Annotated in this window: 7 protein-coding genes (1 of these 7 running past the window's edge); 2 read left to right on the forward strand and 5 right to left on the reverse strand. The window is 57.8% G+C overall.

Annotated elements, in window-relative coordinates:
- From ACVBAU_RS18760 to repA, 4 genes are all read right to left on the reverse strand, one after another.
- Window positions 1-19609 carry the 5' portion of an LEPR-XLL domain-containing protein gene (locus tag ACVBAU_RS18760; RefSeq protein ID WP_448329673.1) on the reverse strand. The gene continues 16136 nt to the left of window position 1, outside the view, so the window shows 19609 of its 35745 coding nt (coding positions 1-19609); its start codon is at window positions 19607-19609; its stop codon lies beyond the left edge, outside the window.
- Between the two features lie 401 nt (window positions 19610-20010).
- Entirely contained in the window at window positions 20011-21300 is a 1290-nt protein-coding gene (gene repC, locus ACVBAU_RS18765) for a plasmid replication protein RepC (RefSeq protein ID WP_448329674.1), read from the reverse strand.
- A gap of 239 nt (window positions 21301-21539) precedes the next feature.
- Window positions 21540-22508 carry a plasmid partitioning protein RepB gene (repB, locus tag ACVBAU_RS18770; protein ID WP_448329675.1) on the reverse strand — a complete coding sequence of 323 codons (969 nt, stop codon included), beginning with the start codon at window positions 22506-22508 and terminating at the stop codon, window positions 21540-21542.
- Window positions 22508-23692, reverse strand: a complete 1185-nt coding sequence (gene repA / locus ACVBAU_RS18775; protein WP_323804297.1) for a plasmid partitioning protein RepA — start codon at window positions 23690-23692, stop codon at window positions 22508-22510. Before repA ends, repB begins: the two co-directional genes overlap by 1 nt.
- Before the next feature lie 316 nt (window positions 23693-24008).
- Between repA and ACVBAU_RS18780 the strand changes: the two genes are divergently transcribed.
- Together ACVBAU_RS18780 and ACVBAU_RS18785 are read left to right on the forward strand one after the other, a co-directional pair.
- Window positions 24009-24512 carry a sigma-70 family RNA polymerase sigma factor gene (locus tag ACVBAU_RS18780; protein ID WP_448329676.1) on the forward strand — a complete coding sequence of 168 codons (504 nt, stop codon included), beginning with the start codon at window positions 24009-24011 and terminating at the stop codon, window positions 24510-24512.
- A complete protein-coding gene (locus tag ACVBAU_RS18785) occupies window positions 24509-25252 on the forward strand; it encodes a hypothetical protein (protein ID WP_448329677.1) in 744 nt (247 codons plus the stop codon). Before ACVBAU_RS18780 ends, ACVBAU_RS18785 begins: the two co-directional genes overlap by 4 nt.
- Before the next feature lies 1 nt (window position 25253).
- Here ACVBAU_RS18785 and sorU read toward each other — a convergent pair whose 3' ends face one another.
- Window positions 25254-25997, reverse strand: coding sequence for a SorU family sulfite dehydrogenase c-type cytochrome subunit (gene sorU / locus ACVBAU_RS18790; RefSeq protein ID WP_448329678.1), 744 nt, complete (start codon window positions 25995-25997; stop codon window positions 25254-25256).
- Window positions 25998-26045 lie beyond the last annotated feature (48 nt).

A 26045-nucleotide genomic window follows, 5' to 3' on the forward strand; every position in this document is an offset into this window, starting at 1 on the left:
GCGTCAGCCTGCCGCTTGCGTTGATATCGATGATCCGCGCGACATTTGCATCAATCGACACGGAAAGACCAAGCGCGATGCCGGTGATCTGCACACCGGTATAATACAGCCCCGCCGCCCCCGCCGCGCGTACATTCAGCCCGCCAAGGCCAAAGACGACATCAAAGCTGATTTCAGTCCGGTTGCTGAGGATTGCAATGGTGGTCTTGCCGCTTGCCGTGGCGAAATTGGCGAAGGTCACGCTGCCACTGATGACAAGTTTGACGCCTGAGCCGACACTGCGGTCTGCGCCGTCAACTTGGATGACCCGTGCCGATGAGAAGGTGTTCAGTTCGAATATTGCGCGGCCGTTAAAGATCAGCACATTCGGGATGCCGGCATTCGTAATCTGGATCGATCCATAAAGGATCATCCCGCCGTCCGATATGACGATCTTGCCGACCAGATCGAGGTTATCCAGAACGCCAATCAGCCGCGCCTTGACGGCGATCTCAGCGCTGACTTCTGTCCCGTTGTTCCTGATCTCGAAGGTAAAGGCCCCTTCAAGCTCGACGATCGGGTCAATCTTCAACACCGCTTCGATATAGAGCGACAGCCCGTTCTTAAGAACGATGATGCCCTTTTTGTTGCCGCTGATATCCGTGATCGGCAGGCTGGTATCCGGATCAAGAACCAGCGACAGATAATGCGCGCTTGTGGGAATTTTTGCGACTTCATCTGCATTCAGGAAGGTTTCGAAGTTTTCTGTGGCGGTGAATGTATTGATCTCGAGGCTCAGCGTTGCATCCGCTTCGATATTTACGCCGGGGATCGCAAGGCCGCTATCAAGCGTAAGCAGTGCACGCCCGACTACACCGCTTTCGCCCGCTGGCGAAATTCGGATTTCCAGATCAAGCAGACCGCTCACCACGCCGATATATTTGATCGATCCGCTGACATTGCCTGTCAGACGGGTGGTGTTCACTGTCTCACCGTTGATTTCAGACTGGCTATTGGCCAGTTGCAGCGATCCGGTCAGTGTCACGGCATTGAACAGCGTCACCGAACCCTCGAGCATTGCGATAAAGTAATACTCGGTCGGGCCCGTTTGCCCCGGTGCGTCGCCACCAATGACGATCTTGGCTGGTGCATCGGCAGGCAGCAGCGGCAGGAAGCTGGTCGGAACAATAAACTCTTGATCCACGCCCGTGGTGTTGAAGACCAGCGAGATGGTGACGTCGAGCAGGAACAGATTGTCTGGGATACCGCCAAAGTCGCCCGTATCCTGGTCACCGTCCGTGCTCTGTGAACCACCGCTACGTTCAAGCGACAAGCTACCCGCGATGCCTGCGCGGCCACCGGCGTCGGCTACCAGATCTACGATGAACAGGCCCTGCGCGCGGCCTTCGATCAAAACCAGGTCGCGGCTTGCGCCGAAGACGGTCGCGCTGGCCGTTGCGAAGATTTCGATCCGTTCCGCCGTGATCGAGAGGTAGAACCCGCCGTTCAGTTCCGCCAGCGGGCTGACGGCAGGGTCTTCGCCTGGCACCGTCAAGGTGATGCTGCCCTGGATCTTAAAGGCGAACGATCCGGCGAGCAGATCAAACGATTGCTCTTCCGAGGAAAGGATCAGCTCGGTCCCGTTCTGATCGGCGAAATAGGTCTTGCCCGCGCTGGTGATGCGCCATTGATTTACATCGCCGGCCAGCTTCTTGGTGAGCGCGACAGTCGCATTTTCAGCCAGCGTCACGCCGCGGTTTGCCACGGCAAAGGCAGTGCGCAGGCCCTGGCTTACCGCGCGTTCGGCAAACAGAGGCTCGGATGTGGACAGGCCAAGGCTGTTGATATTGCTCTGCCCCGAGATCACAGTGCCAAGCTGATCGCCCGCGATACCTTCGAGCGCGATTGTTTCGACCCGATCCTGATTTGAAAGGTTGATCTGCAATACGGCGCTTGCGTTGATATGCAGACCCATCGGGTTCAGCGCGGCAAAATTCGTCTGGACCGCCGCCACACCCCAGAACTGCGGCACGCCGGTGTTGCCGCCGTCTTCGATAGTGAACGACCCTGCAATCGACCCGACATTGCCCAGCTTGATGATCTTGGCCGTGCCCGAGAACTTGAGCGAGAAGCGGAAGACATCGCCGCGGTCAGGATCGGCGTAGGTACCGAAGGTCAGGCGCGCCATGCCGCGTTGTTCTAGCAAGGCCTCGCCGCCAAAGCCCGGCGCGTCATAGCGGATGCCACCGGCAATCTCGATAAAGAAGATTTTCGACGTCGATGGCGCACCTGTCTCCGGTGTTGCGCCGTTGGCGACGCGGTCGATGACTTTGAAACTTTCAGTGCTTTGCGCGCCGGTGTTGCCTTCAAGGTCGGACCAGCTGCCCGCTGCGAAAGTGACGATCACGTCGCCCGTCGTGTAGGCACCAGAGGTGTAATAGCGGAAGGTGTTGTTGCCCAGCTGTGTGGGTGCGCCTTGCAAGACAGTGACTGATGCGCCGGCCCCGCCGAGGGTAAATTCATTGCCGGTCAGCAACTGCGTATTGAGTGCGAAATTCGGGTTGAGAACGGTATCGCCAAGCGTCGCAAACTGGACGTCGATATATCCGTTTGTCTCTGCGCTCGTGACACTAAGCGTCTGCGTCTGCTGGGTCTCGATCGCGGCACCGGCGTATGTCCATGCGGTGGCGTTATAGGTCAGGGTGACAAATTCACCCGCAGCAATCGGGTTGGTCGTTGTTGCGCCGGACACTGTCAGTTCAATTAGGCCCGGACGAAGTGGTTCTGCTTCGGATGCCCCGGCAGGGGGTGCGCGGGCGTATTGCCCAGTGACGTTGAGCGTTGAACCATCGGCGCGCGTGATCACATAGGCTCCGCTGGCGATCCCTGCTGCAATGCTGGCACGATCAAGCAGCTCTGTCGTGCCGAGCTGCAGGCTCAGATAGAAGGCGGCGGGCGTCGTGCCCTGCTCGATCTGCAGCTCGACACTGTTGCTGTCGGTGACCGCGTCGACCGTATTCCCGCTGGCATCCAGCCAATTGAAGCTGCCGCTGATAAATTCAACCGTCACGTTGTCCGCTGTGGCGTCCCCACGGAAGCTGCCCAGATACCAGACACGGAAGATCGCGTCGGATCCGTCCATCCCCAGATAAAGCGGTGCCTGCGACGTATCCGCGACTACCGTGCCGTTGGTGGTGCCAAAAATCACCTCGGCATCCAGATCGGTGACCGATGCCAGATCGATGGCAAATGCGTACGACGGCATCGCAAAGCGCACGTCGATATAGCCGCGGTTGTTCAGGTCTTCGACCCCGATCACACCGCCATCAACAGGATCAGCGATCGCACCCGACAGTTGCAGCACGCGGAAGCTTTCGACTGACCCTTCGCCCGCGTGCGCCCCCGAGCTATAGCTGCCCGCCTGTACCGCCACGCGAACCTCGCCAGCGTTTAGGCTACCGCCAAGGAAATAACGGACCGTCAGACCATCGCCGATGCGCATCGCGTCAATGACGTTCACGTTGACGGGGGATGCGTCCGGACCAGTCGAGACGCTAATTTCGTCCCCCAATGTGCCAAAGTCGATGGCGTCGCCGAAGGTCGGGGTAAAGCGGACATCAACCCAAGGCGTATCCAGCGTCAGCGTGTCAAAAGATACGGTGCCGGTCGTTGTCACGGCCACACCGTCGTTGCGCAAGACCGTGGCTTCTTCGACGCCATCGGCGTTCACAAAGCCCGCGATCCGTTCAATGGTGGTGCCCGCTGTGAATGTCCCCGTGGTCCAATAACGGAAGCGATAATTCTCGGTGATCGTATCGGGATCAACGGGGTTGCCAGCAGCATCGAAAGCAGGATCAGGGTTCAGCCATTCCGGGGCCTGCATATCATCAAAGGTGATCTGAACATTCTGCCCGACAAATACAAATTCGGGCGCAAGATCGGTGATGGACCCGATGCGCAAACCTTGTGCAGGCCGCGCGAAGCTCAGATCGACATAGCCGCGTCCGTTGATTGCACCGATGCCAATGATCCCATCAGCACCCGGGTTCACGATATCGGCCTGCGCCCCCGCCACCTTAAAGCCTAGCGTCAATGCGCGGTTCTGCGCGCCGGCCGCGCCAAAGGTGCTAGCGGCAATTTCCAATGCGGCATCACCGACCGAGAAGCTGCCGCTTAGGAAGACACGTGTAATCCCTGCGCCCATATCCATCAGTCCGGTGACAGTAACCCCGACAGCCCCCGCACCCGTCAGGGTGAAACTTGCGACATTCGCGGTTAAGTCTGGCACGGTCTGCCCCGTCGCGGGAGCTACCAGAATATCGATATAGCTGACATCGTCAGTCGCGCCGCCGTTCAGTGACGCGATCGTCAAGGAGCCACCTACGTCAGCCTGATAGGAGACCTGATCCCGCTTGAACGTCAGGGTGACCGCAGCGGAAGCTGCCGCGGCATCGGTGGGAACGATGGCATAGCGATACTGAACCGCCGTCGCCGTACCCGACCCATCATCCTGACGCAGAGTCGGCGTATTTCCTGCCAGTGCCCCGCCCGTGGTCACCGCAAATTCGGGTGCTGCATCCAGCAAGGACGCCGGATCAAAGCTGTAGCCGGTGGGTGCGGCCCCAAAGATAGTGGTCAGCGACAGCGGGTTCGTGACCCCGGCGACCGCGTCAGTCTCGCCAATCTCGAGAACGCCGTCGTTCACCGTGCCGTTCACCGTCACATCGCCCGCTGCCTTGACGAAGGACCATGACCCGTTGATCCCAGTGACCGTGATGTCTGCCGTGGCAGCGCCATCCGCGAAATCACCGGTCAACCAATAGCGATAGGTCGGCGTGCCCGTGGCCGATCCCGAGATCAGCGTCGGTGCCTGTGCGCTGTCCAGCGCGATCGACCCGATGTCATCACCCGAGAGCGTGAATTCTGCCGCCAGATCCGTGATCGACACAAGATCGTAGGCCGCGAACGCCGTTGGAACAGCCGGGAAGGTAATGTCGATATAGCTGCGTGCGCCCAAACGGTTGATGTCGATCGACGCACCCTCGCCCGGATTTACCAGTGCCGCAGTGGCACCTTCGACAACCAGTTCAATTGCAGTCGCCGCGATGGACTGGTTACCGGCTGCGTCGCTAAAGGCATTATCGACAAAGGTCAGCTCGTAAACACCCGGCGCGTAGGCGAAGCCAGCCTGCGTTACAGTGTACTTGAACTGGGTAATCCCCTCGGAGGTCAGGTATTCTTCGAGTGTTACGCCTTCGGCAGCTAGATCTGCGGGCACGGACACCGCCGTATAGATGACCTTGCCATTGTCAGGGCTGCTTGCATCGTCGACAAACCCTTGTCGCACAGCCACAGGGCCGCTAACGGCGATATTCGATCCATTAAGGGACAGCGTGAATTCCGCATCCGTGTCAAAGATTGACGCATAATCCAGTGCATTGCCCGAAGGCCCGCGGAACGAGATGATCAGGTCATGCGATCCGGCGTTCAGCGCGTTCACATCTGCCGTGTACCCCGTGTCAGAGGTCCCGAAAGGCCCGACCAGTTTGGCCGTCGGGTTCACGATGCTAAAGCTTTGCGTGACGGTCTGGATGCTTGGTGTGCCATCGCGGGCCCAGCCACCCGCATTGAATTCAACCGTATAGGTCCCCGTCGCCAGCGTGGTGTCGGCAAAGAAGAAGCGCACGATATCGGCACCAACAATCACGCGGGCGTTGTTTTTGGTCGCAGCTGTAAAGGATTTGAGCGCAACGATAGCGTTGTTCTGGTCGCGCACCGTAAAGGGTGCCACGTTATTGTTCACAATGGCGCGAAGGTCATCCAAGGTCAGTTCGGCACCGATCTCGGGGATAAAGCGTATATCGATCCAAGGGCCGGAAACCACGCTCGCCGTTCCCGTATCCGACGTCTCTTCATCTGCTACACCACTGTACAGCACTTCGCCGGTCTGTTCGTTCAGATAGCTCCAGCCTTGATTAACGTAGGTATAGCTGATGTCGCTCGTCGCGGTGCCGATCACCCAGAAACGATAGGTCGTGCCGCCCAGATGAACAGGTGCCAGTGTATCGTCCAGCGCAACACCGCTACCGTCCGCGAGGATAAGCTCAGGTGCCAGATCCAAGACGCTGGCGGGATCAAGGACAACACCTGTCGCATTTGTCGGCAGGGCATCCAACGTCACATCGATATAGCCCCCGCTATTGATCGCCGACTGACCCAACTCGGTGCCCGCACCCGGTCCGGCCAGTTCCTGTGTCGGGCTGGCGGCACGGTCTTGAACGATGGCAATCGCGACATCATCCCCCATTAGGGTTTGGAAACCAAAGCGCAGGCTGCCCTCTATCGTGATCAGATCAATCTGGTCGGGGATTTTTGCAAGGAACAGGATCGTCGCCTCGCCCGACGCGATCTTGCTTAGGTTCGCATAAAGACGCGCCGACAGAGACAGGTTGTCTGCCGCAAAATTCAGCTGCCCGATCACAAGGATCTTGCCATCCGTGGAGATCTTGATCGTGACCTGACCGTTGAAGGTCAGCTCTGATGTGTAAATCGAATACAGCTTTGCACTGCCGGTGATCACCATGGGTGCCTGGAAGGCAGCTGCAAAACCGCTTTGCGACGGGTTCGCCTGAACTAAACGGTATTGCGTCAGAACCTGACCGCGCACCATGTCCAGCCAACCGTCAATGCTGACATTGGCTGGCAGTTGGAAGGCAGGTCCGGTCAATTCGCCCGGTGTGGTGATGTCCGGCAAGCTGGTGAAGAAATCAACGCCGCCGGTAAAGTTGTTGATGGTCAGGCCCGAGAACGGCTCCAGCAGGATACCGCCCGGAATTTGCGCCGTCACAAGCACCCCAAGCGGGCCAAGTTCGCTGAGCGCAAAGCGGATGGTGAAGCCCGACAAACCAGCAAAGGAATACCCTGCCTCTACCCCGATAAAGAAGACGCGGTCGGCAACCACCGTATCGGTATCAAGCACGCCAATCTCGTTACCATTGGCATCCACCTTGATAATGCCGCCAATCAACGAGCCCTCAATCTGGCCACCAAAGACATTGCCCGAAATAGAGACCCCGAGCGATTCAATCCCGATTATTGGGTTATCACCCGCAATCAATGCGCCCACGTCGATCTGGATGCCTCTGACCGTGCCTTCGAATTTCAGGCCGGGGTTGCCTTGCAGGCCGGTGATGGTCGCTGACAAAGTCAGCACGAATTTTTCAGGAGCGGCCTGAATATCTGCCCATTGAACGCCGATCTCGGTGATCCGGATCGGTAGCCATGCGGGCCATTTGAACGTCGCACCTGTCGCAGACCCGACGCCGATAAAGACGCCAAAGCCACGCTTGGTAACAAACGATCCGTCGCCAAGGAAGGCAAACTGACGCGCCTCACCGACCAGCGTCACAGAGCCGACAGTCAGTTCGGCCCCGATGGCGGCAAAGCTGATCAGCTCTTCGTCGGCGGCAGCGCCGGTATCAAGGTTCAGATCCTGACCCGTCAGAACAAGGTTCGGCCCCAGTGTGATGCGGAAGGTATCCATGCGCCAGATAAAGCCATCGACCACGCCATTGGTGAAGGTCAGACCAAGGCGGATCGCTTCGGTATCCGGTGCGCCAACTGTATCGGTCAGCTCTGGTCCCACACGGTCGCGGATGTCTGCAGAAATTGCCTTGCCCGGCGCGAACTTTGCCCCGCCCGAAGCAAAGAAGATCGACCCGTTGAAGGTCACGGCCTGACCGAACACGACGCTAAAGTCCGTGACCCCAATGCGCAGATCAACAAATTCTAGCAGGCTGCCAAACCGGATCGGACCGGCTTGGTCGTCGGTGCGCGTCGCTGCAGCCGCGTTCGGGTTGGCGGACAACCCGCCATAAATCAGCTGCGCCGTCTTCAGGCTGAACCCGTTTTCATAGACGATCAAACCGGGCGTCGTGGCATTGCCTGTAATCAGGCCCGTCAGACCGAAACTTGGGAAAGTGACGCGCACGGTGCCAATCTGGACCAGCTTTTGGCCGGCACCGTCAAGCGTGTTCAACAGATCCTTTGACGCGTCATAATCGGGGTCATAGCCGATTTTGATGTTGAACGCCTCAAAGGTCAGAACTTCTGGCACGGTCCCGATCAAGCTGTCCGCCGTCACTTCCCACTTGCCTGTGAAACCGATGTCCGGCTCCCCGCCAGTCACCGTCGCCAGCACATCAATGCCAACGTCGAACTTGACCAGCAGGCCATTGATCACAACGCTTGTGCCACCCGTATTAGACGCTGTCCCGCCCTGCGCAGTAGTACTGCCAAAGGCAAGCGCCGCGCGATCAGCACCGATGGCAATCGTCAAGACCAGACGGCCATCTTTGAACGCCAGCTTGTCCAGACCGACAGATGGCGATTCAATCGTGACCGGGCCGATGTTGAAGGATAGGCCGCTGGTCTGTGCCTCGGGAATATTGGCAACCGTAAAGACCGACGAATACTGAACCCGAAGCGGATCGGCTGCAGTGCCCGCATTTGCAGCGTTGTTTACGGTGCGATCCGTCAGCGTCACACCATCGACAGCGCCAAACAGAACAGTTGTCGGTGTCAGACCCGTGCGGTCTTGCTCATACGACCAGGTGCCAGCAATAAAGTCGACCTTTACGTCGCCGACACTAAACGCCGCATTCGACCGTGTATTCGCAGCTGCCCCAACGGGGCTGGCCGGAACACCCACGACAGGAGCCGGGGGCTTGGCCGCAATGAAATAGCGCCATGTTGTCGCTGACACCCGCGCCACGCCAATGACACCGCCCACATTGGCAGCCCCCTCGACCGCCGAAATTCGGATCTCATTGCCGTCGATTGTGTCTAGGTTCAAGCGCTGTCCAACGGTCGTGCGGAAGGTCACGTCGATATATCCGGCAGCGTTCAGTTGCATCGCGTCGACAGTCGCCCCCGAGAACGGTTTAGCGAGCGCGATCGACGCGGCCTGCGCCGCGGCTAGGCGGGCCAGTTCGAACTCTGCCGCGCCAAAGCCATCGCCAAGGGCCCGCAAAACGCTGAACCTTTCGATCTCTCGTGCACCCAGTGAATTGGCGCTGTCCTTCCAGGAATTCGCAAGGAATTCGACCTCGTAGGTGATCGGGGTGTTGGTGGGGATGCTGTCAGGTTTGCTCAGAATTTCGTAGCGGAAGGTCGGTTTGGCCGTGCCCTCGACCCGCGTGGCCGCGCCGGACACTTCAATATTAAAGGTCGTGCCAGACTGGTTCACCGCACGGATAATGAATTCCTGCTCGGCATCGGTGATAGAGCTATCGACGATACCATCAGGGTTATCGGCCGTGCTGAGGTAGTTATTGTTGTTATAAATAACGTCGATATAGGTCAGTTCGTCCAAACGCACGATCTGGTTCTGCAACGGTGAGGCCAGATCTGCGCTGAGCTGGACCAGATCGCGGGGCCGCGAGTTGACGACGCCAGTCTGGCCGTTGATCGTATAGCTGGTCAGACGGATATCGGACAGCTGGAACCCGTTGCCGCCGCCAAAGCTGAACCGCGCTGCCCCCCCCAGACCAATAGCGCGATCAGCGTCACCTTCGGGGTTGACCGTGATCCGCGTATCCGGCGCAAATACCTCGATCACGCCAAGTGGAGTGCGGGTGAACTGCACAGCATCCGATGTAATGACCACGACATCCTCAGCCGAGGTTGCGCCGATCCCGATGGTCAGCTTTTGGTCGCCCGTGCCGCCCATAACCATTTCCATCGTGCCGGATACGAACTTGACCGAGAGGCTCGGCAGCATGTCATCAGAGTTCAGTCGTGGAATATCCAGAACCTGCGTGGGTTCAATGGTCTGGCCAGAGTTGTTGATCCAAACCTCGACGGATCCTTGAATGCGCAGCCCGTCAATACCGACAACAGAGGCATCACCCTTGGCATAAATCGCAAAGGTCCGCAGGCCGCTTGTCACGAATTCCAGCACAACAAGCTGGGTATTGGTGATCAGCAGACCCACATCATCATCAGTGCTTTGGAGGTCGGCACCTTTGTCCCCAAGGAAAATGCTGATGTTGCGTGCCGAAATCCCGCTGCTGACGCCTGCCGCGACAAAGCTGGCATAGTCAGCGATGTTCAGCGTGTTCACCGACCCCGAGATGGTCAGATAGGGGTCATAGGTCAGGGTCAAATCCGCAACGCCAAGCTGGATGAAGTACGGCGTAGTTGCCGTGGCGGCCTGGGCCGCGCTAAAGGTCAGGCGGTAGAGGGCATCGCCGATATCGACGCTTTGATCAATGGTCCGCGCTGTGGTGTTAAAGCGCAGAATGCCCGTGGCTTCGGCAGCGAAATCACCGGCACCGCCCTGCGCAGTCAGTTCGATCTGTCCCGCAAGGCCGTTCTGTGTCGGGTCGGTTTCGCCAGCATAATAAAGGATCACGCCCTTGGCGTCGGTCAGCCCGTAAACGTCGGGGTTGGCCGCGTCAGAATTCGGATCGGTATAGGTGCCTGTCACACCGCTAAAGACAAAGATCGTACGTTTCTTGACATTATCTGGGTCGGTCACATCCGAAAAACTAGCGAGCGAAATCGCGCCACTAAACTCAAGCTCGGGTCGGTCGGACGCTGCAATCGTGCCGGATGCGTTATCCAGATCGACCTTCAGGCGCAGGTCCTCGCCCGTGATGCGGATGAACTTGCCCGCAGGCAGGTCAAGGCTGCGTGTGGTCTGCACGACCCCATTCTCGTCGGTGTAGGGCGCGACCTTGAACTCGTCTTTGACCGCGACGGTCGCGGTGTTCAGCTCTAGCCGGAATGTGGGCGCATCAAAGGCGAATGTAGTGCGCCCATCGGTGAATGATTTAGCAGGCAGCGTCACATCGATATTTGCGGTCAGACCCGCAGGGGTGATCAGGATCAACGCGTTGCCGGTCACGGAAAAATCAATGCTGCCCAGGCTGGCGGTCACATTGGTTGCGGAAATCTTGGTGACGATAGACCCGTTCTGCAGCGTGGTCCGTTCAAAGCTGATATCAGCCAGAAGGGCGAAGTCTGCATCGGCGACGCTGGTCGGGGTGACGCCGTTTGTGTTGATCAGCAGCGAAAGACCGGTGCCGGCGGTGCTGCCGATAGCCTCGAAACCAATAACGGTTTCTTTGAAGCCCTGTTCTTTGAAGACGTAAAGGAAATCTGGTTCAATTATCTCAGAGGTCGTGGCTCCCGGTGACAGGCCGGTAACCTCGGTAAAGTCGAAGGCAGCTGGCAGGGCCGTCTGTGGCGTGCCAGCTGGCGCACCGGCGCGGCCTTGGTTGACCTTGATCTTGACGTTGGTCGACGCAAGCGCGACGCCACCAACGCCCACAAGATTGACGCCAGCAACCTGGGCATAAAGCGCGGTGTACCGGTCGCCGTTCAGGCTGGCGACATACTGACCGGTCGCGGTGCTCAGCTCTACCTGTGACAGCAACGCTAGATCAAAGGAAATTCCCTGCGCCGAGACGCCAACCGCGCTACCGGCGTCGGCCGGAACCGAAGACGTGCGGTTCGGAATATCTAGCTCGAAATACGGCCCGCCTACACCAACAAAGGCGTTAATGTTGCTGCCGCTGATCTGCGTCACCGCAAATTTCTTGGCTGTCGGATCCGTGGTGGCAGCGACCACCATCCCTTTCGAGAAAGTCACATTGCCAGACAGGAAGACATACTGGTCAATGGTGATGACGGCAAAGCCCGTCACCTCAAGGATTTCGGCTGCCATCGACAGCGTCACATCATTGGCAGCATCAAGTCCGGTGGGTACAATCAGGTTATTGGCATCAAAGTTGATCGTCCGCCCGATATTGGCCGCGTTATATTTTACTTCAAAGTCATAGGCCGCCAGCGTCAGCCCATCGATGCCCACCAACTGCACGTCTCCGCCGGCGTTCAGCGCGGTGTAGGCCCCTGCCGTTGGCGCGCCTAAGGCAACCGGCAGACCCGTTGCCGCATCAACCGACTGCAACAGCGCCAGCGCCATGTACCCGTTCGAGATTCTCAGTCCGACCAGATCCGTCTGCGCATCGAAGGCCTTGGTTAAATCATAGCCCGTGCCGACAAAGATGTTCACATCCCGCGCACCGACAGTCAGCGCCGAAACCGTTCGCGCCGCGCCATCCGACAGCACCACATCCAGCAGGGCGTCGCCTTTGCGGAATGCAAACTCGCCCGAGATAAAGACGTATTCCTCTACCCCCAGTACAAGCGATCCGCGCACTTCGATTGCCGTTTCGATCAGATCGTCAAAAGTGATTGCGGTGTTATTACCAACGGTGACATTCCAGATGTCCGTATCACTGAAATCAAGTGTGCTGTAGGTGGGCAATGTCGTGTCGATGCCGTTTACCGCAACATTCAGCGTCCCGCTGAGCTCAAGCCCCTCGACCCCCAGCAGCGCGGCGTCACCGCTAGCCTTGATCGCATACCAAGCGCGCAATGGCGTTGTCGCTGCTGGAACTGTCGGGCTTTCCTTGACCAGCAAAACGCCAAGGCTGTTCACATTTAGCGTTACGCCGGTGACGTTGCTGGCAGGGTCCACGCCAGTCACGCGACCGGTACCTGCATCCGTCAGATAGTCGGGCACCCCGTTGCCGGCAAAAACCGCGACATTGGCAAGGCCAAGGCGCAGCACAGATGTGTTAAAGGTCGTGGCATCATCCAGCGTCCGCGCGGCGACATTCAGCTCGGATACAAGCGATGCTTCACCGCGGGCATAGATGAAATCATTGATGATGATTGTTGCATCGGCATAAAGCGCAACGCCGTCGCGGGTCATGTCGAGAACGGTATCTGTATCAGGTGCCACAAACCCGTTAACATTCGTGGCCGAAAGCACGTCGTAAGTGGCGGCATCAATGGCTGTCTGTGTCGTCCATTCGGTGGAATCGAGGTTTACGGCTTGGTTCCAGTCAAGAACGCTCAGCGGGGTCAGGCTGCCTTTGATCGCGGCAGTGTTCAGTTCAAGCGTACCATTGTTCAGCGTCGCGTCGATCACCTCTACCCCTTCGAGGGTCGCGGTATCGATGTTTGCCTTCAGACCAAAGTAACCGCGTGCATCAAGTACCGGATTAGCTGAAGTAATGCTCGCGAACACCAGCTCGGCACTGGCCACCGATACACCCGGTCCATCGCGGATACCGATGGTCAGCCCCGGATCGGCTTGGGTGCCAACGACACCAAGACTGATACGGGTCAGCGAGGCGTTATCCATGTCGGCGGCCAGATCAAAGTTCTGATCGCTGTTTACATCGACATCAACGATGTCCTGCGCAAACGAGAATGTTGCCTGCGCCGCAATGAAGTCGAAGGCGCTAAAAGAGACCAACCCCGTGACCAGTGTCTTGTCCGCGGTCTCGTTGAAACGGGCCGCTAGCGGTGCATCCGAGGGACCATAGTTAAAGAGCACACCATCGCCCGACACCTGATCCGGCACAATAACGGACGTCCAGCTAAAGCCGGGGTCAGCCACATCAAGCGGCACATGGGTATAGTAGTCCAGTGTCAGGCTGTTGATGTTGAAATCAATCCCCTCTGGCAGATTGGTGATGGTCGCATCACCTAGGCTGGCCGTGATCGCGGTAGCACTTGGGATCGTGGTGACCGTCGCCGTGGGTACTGCATCCGGCACCGCCGAAAGTAGGGCGACCGCGACATGTCCGTTCCCGACCGAAATCCCGACACCGCCCGGCTGCCCGATGAACATCGGATCCGTCAGGGTCAGGCCCAGCATCAACAGCGTCGCATCCTCGAGCGCCGCGTCCGTATCCAGCTGCGCTTCTACGCCAGAGATAACCTGCAGATCGAACCGCGCCCCCAGATCGACAAACCCGAAGGCATCTAGCGTCAACGTGCCCGCGACTTTCAGATCGGTGCCCGCATCAAACACATCCGGCACGGCCGTGAACTGCGCGACATTTACCCAGTCAAGCTTAGTCCCGTCGGTGAGAGCCCCACCCGGCAGTGCCGTCACGCTCGCCTTGTTAAAGATGACCTCGATATCCGTCACCGCGATGTCGAAGCCTTCGGGTAGGCCGCGCGGTGCGACTTCGCTTGCTGTCGCATAGAGACCGGTCCAACTGCGAACGGATGTGGCACCGACGCCAGCAGCCTCGTTCACCACGTAAAGATTAAGTGCCGCGTTGGTGACAGCAAAGCCTGTCCCCTGATCTGAAATGCCAATCACAGCGCCATCCGCCAGATCACCGTCGCGGGTAAAGGCACCGCCATCGCCGATGAACAGATAGGTATTGGACAGGTTGAATTGGATCAACTGCGCCTGTGCAACTGTGATGCCCGCGCCGTCGGTTACGTTCGATACAGTCTGGATTGCGCCCGAGAAACCGGCTGCGACAAGAACGTTGTCTTGAATGTTCAGCTCGATCTCTCCGCCGAAGGACAGGTCAAGCGTCGCATCAATCGTGCCGATCCGCGTGCCGTCAAAGTCGCTAATGGCCGACCAGTCCAGTTTGGTCGATACCATCGCCGCATCTGTCGCCGCACCATTAAAGCGGAACGTAACGTTGCGCGCAATCGCGGTAACCCCATCGATGCCACGCAAGTCAGCCTTGCCAATCTCGCCTGCGACGGCAAGCCAGCTCAGGGGCGCTGTGGCTGTAGCGGGTTCGCTGATAATCGCCAGCTCAAAGTTGGCATTCTGCACGGCCAGGCCGGTGCCGCCGTCTTCCAGACCTGTCGCACGCTGGGTTGTACCGTCATAAATCAGTGCGCCCCCTGCCCCTGCAAACATCGTTGCACCGCTAATCGAGAAGGACAGAACCGACGCATCGGCAATCGTGATACCATTGCCGTCATCAATCGTCTTGGTCTGCGCGTTGAGACCAAAGGCTCCAAACAGCAAAACGTTGTCTTCAATCGCGACTTCGATGGCCCCCGAAACGCTGTAATCAAGATCGGCATTGATCCCGTCTTGCGCATCCGTGATCGACGAGGTGCCAAAGATCGGTGCGTCGGTGGCGCTGAGCGTGGTCCAATCTAGCTTGGTCGCCGTCGCAGCAAGATCAGTCGTTGCGGCTGCGTTCAGACGGATTTCGAGGTCATAGGCCTTAAGGTCAATACCGTCGATCCCGCGAATATCAAGCTGCCCTGCCCCTGCCTTGATCGCAGTCCAGGTCTGTGTCGTGCCAACAATTGTTGGATCAGTCTGACCTTGACTGATCGACAGGAAATCGAGCGACAGATTAGCCGCTGCAAATCCGGTACCGCCCGCCGCAATGTCCGTCACGACACCGTCAACCGTGGTGAAGCTGCCGCCAACGCCGGCAAAAAGATACCCGTTCGCGACGGTAAAGCTGACCACGTTAACGGTCTCGGACGCGGCCACGTCACCGGGCAGCGCATCAAGTTGTTCAAGCGCAACAATGTCGCCGGTCAATGCCCCGGCGAGCAGAATAGTGCTGTCGATTTCGCCCCGGAATGCACCGCCAAACGAAAAGCCCAGAGTGTTGTCAAAAACGACACCAAGGCTATCATCCATCGCGCCGACTGCCGCGAGCCCCGTCACCGCCGAAAATGCGGTTCCGTCCAGTGTTAGAGCGTTCCAGTTCAGTTTGGTGCTTGATGCTTCGTCTGCGATGTTGGTGCTGAAATAGACGTCTTTGACACTGGCCACGAAACCCTCGGGCAGGCCGAACAGATCGGCTGTGCCCACGCGTGCATCAATCGCGGTCCAGCTACGTGCGGCCGCTGCGGCCTCGGTGATGAAGGCAAGTTCGGCCGAAACACCCGTCGCACTAAAGCCGCTGGCCCCTTCCAGATCATTCAGCGCAATCAAGCCGGTGATCCGCGATGGATCGGCAACACCATATGTAAAGCCACCGCCGACACCCGCAAACAGGGATGCATCATCAATCGAGAAGGTTGTCACATTCGCGGCAAAATCCGTCCCGATCCCGCTGGCCGAAACGGTGTAGCTACCCGTCAAAAGCGAGAAGCCGCCGTCGAGGTAGACAAGGCCGTCGCCGTAAAAGATCCGCCCTTGAATGCCAAAGTCCGTGCCGCTGTCCAGATCGCCAAGCGCTGTGGCTGCATCGGTATAATCGATGGTCGACCAATCCAGCTTGGGGGCCGGCTGGCCCGCGTCATCTGTCGCGGCATTGTAGTGCAAGATCACATCAGCGGCCTGCGCCTCGAAGTTGCCCAGACCCAGCACCTGCGCCAGATCAAACCCGCCGGTCAGCCCGATATAGGTCACGTCGTCTGTCGTATCGATCACGTCGGCACCGGTATCCACGAGCACGCCCAAGGCAAGGTTCGCATTCTCTACGTAGACGCCGCTGGCATTGCCGCGGTTGATCAAAAGGTTGCCTTCGGTATCTTCGGCAAAGACCGCGCTGCCACCGGCAAAGAACGTGGTCTCGGACAGGGTCAGCAAGATCAGATCCCCGTCGATACCCGATACTGGGTCCGTCGGTACATCCATCGCCACCGCCATCGAGAAGGTCGAGGTCAGGTAAACTGCGTTGGTAATTTCAAGCGTCAGCGTGCCGCCGATCTTGAACTGCTCGAGCCCGTTCAGTCCCAGCACCGCATCCGTCAGATCAAGCTGCGGGCCGGTCAGATCGTCGGCCAGGTTTTTCCAGTTCATCACCGTGGCGACGGCACCGGGGTCAGCCACCAGATCAACGAACGAGGCAAAGTTGCCGGTGACCAAAAAGTCCCGACCTTCGATGCTAAAATCATCCGGGCCGCCAAGCCCCTGCACCGCAATATTCTCTACCGTGGCGCGGAAGGCGAGCCACGTCTCGAAACCCGGCGCGCCATCAATCGCGGCGCTGTCCAAGTTCCGTGCGATCACTGCCAGCTCGAAACTGACACCCGCGGCATAGAACCCTTCGAATGTTGCCGAGACACCGTTGGGCGCGTCATCGGTCGGCGACCGTGTGATTGGTGCCTGCACCAGCGCATTGTTCGCGTCGCGGGTAAGGTCGATGATACCGGCTGCAAAGAAGCCATCGCTGAGTTTGAAAGTGACGACCGTCGCGTCCGTCGCCGTGATCGCCCCATCATCGATCGTCTGCGTCTTGACCGACAATTCAACCTGTCCGGCAATTAGAACCGTTTCAGCAATCTCGATCTCGACATCGGCCAGCAGTTCGATCCCGTCAAAGGTCAGATCCAGATAGGACGCGCCCGATGGATCCTTCAACGCATCCTGTGTCCAATCCAGCGCCGTGGTGAAATCGGATGCGACATTCAGCTTTACCGACAATTCGCGCGCGATCAGTTTTGTCTCGGCGAGACCAAAGGATTCCGCTGCCGTGGTAAAGCTCAGGCCGGCGTAGATCACCGAAGCCACGTTGGTGTCCGCCTGCGTCTTGAACAGACCAAGCGAGAAATTCAGGTCGGTCGCAAGGATGCCTTCGATATTCGGGCTGCTTGTGTCGAATGAAATATCCGCTGGCGCGACCAACACGCTTGGCAGTTCGATCCCGACGCCGATAAACGCCGACGCATCTTGCAGCTGGAAGACCAGCAGATCGCCAAAGACGGGATTGCCCGATGGCAAGGTTACATCCGCCGTTGTCTTGGTCAGCGTCACGCCACCCGCGACATAGGCGATGTCCGTATAGGTAAAGACACCTTGTGTCCGCTCGGTCTTTTCTTGCACAACCAGCGCGGCTGTCCCGGTGACCGATGCAAATTCGGCCGTCGCCGTTTCGAACGCGGTGTCGGTTGCGCGGATCACGACGGCGTCGCTTATATCGACCCCGTCGACCACCGCCCCGTCAGACGCAACGTTCAACAAAACTTCTGCCTGGCCGATCGACCCTCTGACCGCGTCGGCGTTGATCAGCGTCAGCTGTTCAATCAACGCATCCAGCGATGCCCAGACGTAGTACCCGGCGGAGGAGGCTTGGCGATAGAACCGCAGATCAAAGTCAAATTCCTGCCCCTCTATCCCGGTCGCGACATTTTCTTGGCCATTCGCCATGCGCGTGAAATACGCTTCGCCATCAGAACCGGCAAAGAGCGTCGCGCCGGTGACCGTCATCGTGACCACATCAACATTGGTCAACGTGACCTCTGCCCCGCCGATCACAAAACCCGTCACCGTTTGGTTTTGCACAAAGCTCGACGATACGCTGGCACCGTCCCCCAGCGACAGGGTGACAAAATCGCCGACAGTAATTTCGTAAACGTTGGTCGCGTCCGCCGCTGCGTTCTGTTTGCTGTCGTCAAACCCGTGGGTCAGCAAGCCGCCGGTCGCATAGATGATCGCGTCATTCTCGGTGCCGCCAACCAGCTTGCCAATATTCTGGAACTGGATTGCGCCGGTTTCAGACGTTACCGTACCAGCATTTACCGAAGTGATATCCCAGACGCTGTCAACATCCTGGCCTTCGACAACATACAGACCGGTGTCGGTGTCATTCCCGCCGCTCAGCAATCCGATGTTGGAGTAGGTCAAAACGTGGTCGGCCGCGGCACCCGTCGCAAAGCTGAGCGTACCACTGTTCAGACCGGTGATCTTGAAAGTGCCCTCTGGCGACAGCCCGCCAAACAAATCGTCGGCCCCGACCAGCACATCATTGTGGCCTGCCAAACCGGTCAGGGTTGTCACCGGGCTGCCGGTTGTCAGAACTTCTTGGGTGAGGGCCGCATCGCTGAACGCCGTGATCCCGCCGCTGGCGGTCATCTGGTAAAAGAGCTGACCGCTTAGCTCAGCGGGAATGACGCTGATGTCGGTGGGCAGTACAATCCGTTCGCCCTCGGCGAGGGTGTCTCCCATCAAGGCCAATCCCCTGGTATGATCCTGACCGGCAGCGTGGCCGATCTCGTGCAGCATCACGGTGAGCAGATCGATGCCTTCAGCAGCGGCGTTCCCCTCTGCCTCAAGCGCGTATCCGTTCAGGGTTGTATATTCATTATTCGCATCGGCGGTGGTGTCTATGAACCACCCTGCCCCGGCCGCATCGTCATCAATGGTGATTAGGTTTTCGGCCCGATCATAACTGGCCAGTACACCTGCCGCGAGATCGCCGATGATGAAATCAAGGCCTACTGGCTCCGAACCGCGTGCCACCGTCCACATCGACACCGCACGATTGAATGTCGCTTGGGCTTCTGCCTTAAGGGCGATGGCAGTGACCGCACCGCTGTTGCCACCCTCTAACATCAGATGATGGATATCCGAGACGCTTTCAGCAGGAGGTGTATGCGCACCCCCTGTCGAAAGAAACTCAGCCGTTCCAGTCGCGGATGCGGGTGGCCCTGTCGGCGAAATACTATCGCGATCGACGGAGGTCGAAACGAAGGTCGAGCCAAATGCGTAGTCTGCGTCTTCACCAGCACTGGTATCCAAGGGCGCGTGGGTCGCGACTTCGCGCTCGGCCTTTTCAACCCACTCTTCTGGCCACGCCATTTCGACTTCAGCCTCGTCGGCTGTTTCGACTTCAGCAGCCTTCGCATCCTGATTTTCAGTTGCGTCTATAACCTCGACGATTGCTGCCAGATTTGACATCGGATTATCCCAGCCCGCCTTGTCAGCGATGCGTGCCATTTCACCCAAAACGGGGTCAGCGGACAAAAGAATCCGCGGTTCCAGCGCTTCGACACGAAATGATTCTTCGCGGTTCAGGCTGTCATGTGTCGGGTCACGCAAAACGCCTTCAGCACCGAATCGAGAAGGCTCAGCGCGCGCGCCGTCCTTTCGAAACAGTTTTGAAAACAATGACCTGACAGACATTTAATGCACCCTGAAGGGGACCTATGAGACGATTGAGATGCTCCAGAAAAAATGGAGCGAAATAGGAAAAAACGCAGAAACAAGAATGATTATTCCCGAGACTAGGCGCAAATCCGCCTTCGAAGCAAACCTTTTGTGACCTAAGGGAACCTTTCCACAGAACCTGCGATTGCACAGGCATGGGCATATATTCCGGGTAGCGCGTATAGCGGCAGTAGGCCAAAAGGTTGCTATATGCTCGCCGGTAGACGCGTGTCGGCAGGGGATGGGCTGGCACTTGAGGACGCCGTTCGAAGGCATCCTGCCGGCCCCTGCAACTAGCTCATCCGTTCAAGTACGCTGAGCCTGCCATAAAAACTGCGATCAATATGAAGCTCTCCGGCGGCCGCTTTTCTAAGCATTCCTCTCAGATATCCAGTGGGTGACGTGACCTCGCCTTTGCTATGCTTTTCAAATATCAGCGCGAAGGAGCACGCAGCCATGTCCTTGCCCAGATGGTCCTCAGCGAGGTGCCAGGTTTGCTTCGACATCCCGATCATCGGTGCCAGCTGACCAGCGACACGATGCAGGTCGCCCCAATCGGTGACCTTAGAGCCCAAGGTCTGCGCCCAAGTGCCAAACTCGGGACATGTCTTCATAACCGTTTTCAAAGTAAGCTTTTGGTCGCTCCGCTGCTTTGTGGAGATGCTTTCCTCTGGAATAACAGGAAGCCTGTTTTGGGTCGTGGTATTTGCATGTTCTGTGATCCCAATCGTCTCAACTGTTTGATTACAGGTTACAGGATTAAGTTTATTAGTAGTTAGTATATGGGGGTCATTTCTGGCCTCTTTGGGGGCCGTTTCCGGTGCAATCCCTGTTCGTTCAAGAACGGTATCTTCGTCTTGGTCCGCAGGTTTCGAAATCTCGCAGTAGGCTGTTTCGACGTCGGTCTGCAACGCATCAAAAGCTGCGAGTAGTTGTTGCAGTTGACCGGAGCCTTTTGGGCGCCGGGGTAGTTTGGCCAGCAACATGTCAAACATTGAGACGAGCTGCTCCCAAGGCCCTCGAAGGCCGTCAGCCAGAGCATCCAAAAGACGCGCGCGGATCATCCTGCGGGCGACCGTGATCTGACGTTTCAGACGCTGGCACAAAGCGCGTTCAGCCTGCAGTCCAGCATAGAGATTTTCAAATTCGACAGCACGCGCGGCGAGGGGGGATAGGTCAAAGCCATATGCCTCGCTGATATACCCATGCGGGTTTCTATGACCCCAGCGTTTGCCGTTCGCGCTATCGCGAAAGCTGATGACACCGTGATCGGCCAGCCGACGTGCATGGCGCTTTAGGGCCGAGAGGGAGAACCCGGTGTGATCCATCAAGAGTGCGTTGGAGGGCCAGACAATGGGCCGGCACCCGCTTTCCCAATCCTGCGGCTGCGTGAAAGCACCAAGCGTATCGAGCAGCAGAAGGTCACCAGCTTTCAACCCGATATGCGCGCCGACTCGTTTTACCGCGACGAAAGCGCGGGATTTTGGGACCCCACTGCCCTCCCCCATACCGGCAAGATGCTCAGCATCCAGCAGATGATGGGTTGTTTTTCGCCAACCCGAAGGTCGGTCAATTTTCGACATAAGACCACTGTTCTGTGGCTGCTCGGCCCCAGTTACCCCACGCGGGGTGTCGATAGATTTTTCCATTTTTATGCCAGCGGCAAAGAAATCCCGTTCGCTCGGAAGCGTTTTCTCTTGTATGGCGATTCGTTGGCTGCTAACTTCTAGGTGTCTAATCTAAAGTTTGCGCTTTGCGCAGCAGCCCTCGAAGCTCCGGCTTTGAGGGTTTTCTTTTTCGCGTCTCTCCTTTTTGCTCTGCCTCAGTTATCGTCTGCCGGGTTTACAGCTGTAAACTCAGCGTACGAATCTTCAATTATCTGGCTGAGATTTTTCTCTAGCCAGACTGCGAATCCCGCGTTGGTTCCGGTCTTTTTGACCGATAACGACAACGCGCTGCGCCCTGTTTTAATCGTGACGCCTTCCACAACGGTCGTTTCCTCAGCCTTCGGGCTTGTTTTCGCTCCGCGTTTGGTCGCCTCTTTGATAAGCCGCTCTAGACGTTCATCGGCGTTCGATGCCCCGGTAAGGCGCTTCAACAGATCCAATGCTACGGCTTCGGTTAGCTTTCCTGCCGCAAAGAGATCTGCCAGTTCAGTCCAGCGCGGACGCCCTGACTTGGCCGCCGCCCCGATCATATCTCCGACTTTAGCCGGGACATTTTGTGTGACCTTGGACAAGTGGGACAAGCCCGACGCCGACAGGTTCAACACCTGACGCACTGTAGTGGTGTCGTGGCCCGCGGTTTGGATGGCTTGGGCGAAACGGGCTTTCTCGTAAAATGAAAGGTTGCGACGTGCCGCATTCTCGAGCCCTTTTGCGAGCAGCGCGGTGGCGTCGTCCACGTCTTGGACGTTGGCGCGGACTTTGATGCCAAGCTCTCGACAGGCTTGCAGGCGACGGCGACCATAGATCGCCTCATAGCGGCCCTCAGCCGTTTTGGATCGCCGGATGAGAATTGGCACCTGTTGCCCGCCGTCACGAATGCTGTCCTTGAGCCCCTCAAAGCCCTCGTCCTCCTCGTCGTTTACAGTTGTAAACGCTTCGAGCCGATCTATGGGCCCCCAGTCGTCTACCAGAGCTGGATCGACCTCGCGGATGGAGGCCAGCGATCCTTGTAGCGCTCCAAGGGCAGGGGCGCTGGTTTTGGGGCGCTGCTCGCTTGACGAGGTGCCCGAACGTGCAATGGTGTTGGCGATTCCGGACATGCCGCCCAAAGATTTTCTAGCCATTATTTACGCCCCCAGGATTGTTGTATCATGACCTCGACCTCACGGCCGACCGCATCCATGGACCCTTTGGCGCGGTCATATGTGGCGCGGGTCATTTCAGAGCGGACAACTTCGTAGATGGATTGCTTTAGCATTGTCGCATCGCTGATAGCGGTGCTTTTCAAAGCCGTCGCAGACATCACGCGATCCTGAAACAGTGCCCTCATGAAGGAGGTGAGCTGCTGAGACGGTACATCTGTCGGCTCGTCACGGGTGATCAGGAACTTGAAGTGATCGTAATCCAGTGTGGCGCCGGCGTCTTCGATCACACCCATGTAGGCCCCGGCGAGTTCGAGGAACTGTGCCGTTGAAGAAACATCCAGCATCGAAGGTGTCAGCGGAACGATCAAGGAGCTGGCAGCCGCCATTCCTGCAATGGTCAAAAAACCGAGCTGAGGGGGGCTGTCCATCAAGACGATGTCAAAGTCATCCTCTACCTGCACAAGTGCATTGCGGATACGCGTAAAGAACGGCTGATCCGGATTGGAATGCACGGCCGATTCTGTCTCGAATTCAGATAGCATCAGGCGTGACGGGGCTATGGAAATCCCCGGGAAATAGGTGGGCATCACGACTTCGGCCATACCAACCGGATTATCGTATCGGATCGCGTCATAGACGGTCAGCCCGTCGAACTCGATCTCGGGACTAATGCCGCACATGGACGTCAGAGAGCCTTGGGGGTCAAGATCCATGACCAAGACGCGATATCCGCGCAGTGCGAAATAATGGGCGAGGTGGACGCTGCTTGTACTTTTGGACGACCCGCCCTTGAAGTTCATGAGCTGCCAGACCTGTAGCTTTTCGTCGCCGCTGCGACGGGGCAGGTAGCGACCTTTCTTGCGCGAGCTCACCTCTAGGATCTCGCGGGCATTCCAGATCTCTTGTGCGCTATAATAACGGCGACCGCCGCGAATGTCGGCAGGTTCGGGCAGCGTGCCTTCGGCGTGAACCTTGCGCATGAACTGGCCAGATACACCCAGTAGTTCGGCCGTCTCTGGCGCCGAAAAGGACCGTAGCGTTTTGGAGTTATCTGGTGCAAAGGCAGAGAGAAGATGCTCCCTAATTGCGGCGTTCAGCCGTTCGGAAATATCCGTCGCCAAAGCCGAAGGGCGACCATTCGCCAATGGTGTCACAGGAATCATCTAGTTGCCTCAAATTCAATACTGCAGCTTATTTTGCGCTACTTGAAGGTAGAAGCAATGATTCAGGGGCCTAAGTCAAGAAATTTCCTCTATATAGGGCCTGTTTGGCGCATTAGGGACTATATGCGAAGTCGCTACAAAGGTATTTTTTGTGTCGTTGCCTTCGCACCTGCCGGCCTGGGCAATGCGTTTCGGTATAATATATATCGTGATGCGGGTGTTTACAGCTGTAAACTTTGTCCGAAATCTGATGGAGGATTTACGATAGCGCGGCATGCTGGCTTTGATCCGGCCTAAAAACGCGGTACGGTTTCTCATGTTGCAGCTTACCGATATCGAGATTCTTTTGCCCGAACTTAGGGCCTATGCGATTGCCATCTGCCAATCGCGTGATCAGGCCGAAGATCTGGTTCAGGACGCGGTCGAACGGGGGCTGCGATCTGATCGACGGCCAACGCTGCTAAATGAATTGCGGCCATGGATGTTTCGCGTCATTCGCAATCTGCATTACGACGAGCTGAGAAAAAGGCGGGTGCGTCGGGAATATTCCGCGGTCGAGAAACGTTTCTCTGATGAAGCGGGCGGATCGGACATCGCACGGGACGTGCTGATCCGGTTAGCGTTTGAAAAGCTGGCACCCGACACCCGCGAGGTGTTGTGCCTTGTGGACATCATGGGGTTGAAATACGCCGAGGCGGCGGAAGTGATGGATGTGCCGATCGGAACGGTGATGAGCCGGATCAGCCGCGCCCGCAAGGCGTTGCTGGAAATCGTCGATGGGGCCGAAGCGGCAAAGCGAAAAGTGGTGCGGAAGACATGAGTGAACTGAACGAGCAGGACTGGATACTGGTCAACGCATATCATGATGGTGAGCTAAGTGCCGAAGAGATGCGCGCGTTAGAGGTTCGGTTCGCGTCTGAGCCTGCGCTTACTGCTGCGTTGAAGGACGTGCAGGCTGTCGCTCAAAGCTTGTCATCCTTGCGACCGGAACTGGTTCAGTCGGCTGCTATGCCTCAAACCCGTCCGTCTAATAACAACTGGCATCCCCGACGCTGGCTTGCGGGCGGTGCGGTCGCCGCGGCTCTTGCTTTGGCTGTGGTGTTCGGCTCCGCGTTTAATGCGTCCCCGACCGTGTTTGACATACATGCCGAGCTGGCCGCGCAGACATATGACATCGAAACCGCCGGCCTACGGGCCGCTGCGGCGGGGGGCGGGGCAGGGGCGCCAGACCTCACCCTCGCAAATATGACGGCTGTTGCTTTTCGCGCATTAGACAACAAAGTTATCGCGCATTACGCGGGGCAAAATGGCTGCCGGTTGACCTATCTACGCGGCACGTTCAATTCGCCAGAGGGCAGCAGCACCTCGGATCAGCAGATCGCGACATGGACGTCGGCGGATAACCTCCGCCACATGATTGTTGCGACAGGGATGGATCATAGCCGGTTCACAGCAATCGCTGATTATCTCAAGCTTGAAACCGGCGACCGGGCCGTCTCTGAAAGCGTTATGGCGTCGCTGTCAGAGGCGATCCGGTCGGCGCGGTCCTGCGTCGGGTAGATCAGTCGGCCTTTGCCGTAGCGTCCAAGCTGTCCAGATACGCGATCACATCGGGCTGATCTTGTTCTTTGCGCAGACCGGCAAAGCTCATCTTCGTGCCGGGAACCGCCTTGCGCGGGTTGGCAAGGAACGCCGCCAGCCGATCGGGTGTCCAGGCGCCGCCATACCCCGTCAGCGCATCCGAATAGCGAAAGCCATCGACCGACGCGACAGTTGCATCGACGATGCCGTAAAGATTGGGGCCGACCCGATTGGCACCGCCTTGGTCAATCGTGTGACAGGCTTTGCATTTCCTAAAGACTTTTTCGCCCGCCACTGGATCGCCCTGTGCCAAAATCGCGGCACCGGGCAGGTCCAAATATGCGACACTGGCGTCCTCGGACGAGGGGGCCAGTGCGTAGGTTCCTGTCTCGGCACCTGATCCGCCTGTTACCGCTACCACGTACTGGGAAACCGTTTCGATTTCATCCTTGGTCAGCGTTTCGGAAAAGGCGGGCATGATGCCAATCCCGCTTGTCACGGCGGCAAGTACCTGATCGACAGTCGGTTTAAAGTCATCAAGGTTGGGGCCAATCTCGCCCTCGGCACCGGCGTCTTTCAGCGTGTGGCAAATGGCACATGGAGGTTGGGCCGTATCGTTGAAGATTTCGCGGCCCGCATCAGAATGTCCCTCGGCAGTCGCGGCGCTGCCAATCAGCGCAACAAAAAGCGCACCGCCAAGGCGCGGCGTCAATCGTGTGGTCATATATATATGTCTCCGGTTTGTGGTCGAACCGGCGACAAAGGCCGCCGG

Source organism: Sulfitobacter sp. M13 (assembly GCF_053474885.1).

What these genes read in the sequence shown, in the direction of transcription:
- repC (WP_448329674.1), bottom strand. Translation starts at nt 21,300, where the DNA reads ATGTCGAAAATTGACCGACCTTCGGGTTGGCGAAAAACAACCCATCAT.
- repB (WP_448329675.1), bottom strand. Translation starts at nt 22,508, where the DNA reads ATGGCTAGAAAATCTTTGGGCGGCATGTCCGGAATCGCCAACACCATT.
- repA (WP_323804297.1), bottom strand. Translation starts at nt 23,692, where the DNA reads ATGATTCCTGTGACACCATTGGCGAATGGTCGCCCTTCGGCTTTGGCG.
- ACVBAU_RS18780 (WP_448329676.1), top strand. Translation starts at nt 24,009, where the DNA reads ATGTTGCAGCTTACCGATATCGAGATTCTTTTGCCCGAACTTAGGGCC.
- ACVBAU_RS18785 (WP_448329677.1), top strand. Translation starts at nt 24,509, where the DNA reads ATGAGTGAACTGAACGAGCAGGACTGGATACTGGTCAACGCATATCAT.
- sorU (WP_448329678.1), bottom strand. Translation starts at nt 25,997, where the DNA reads ATGACCACACGATTGACGCCGCGCCTTGGCGGTGCGCTTTTTGTTGCG.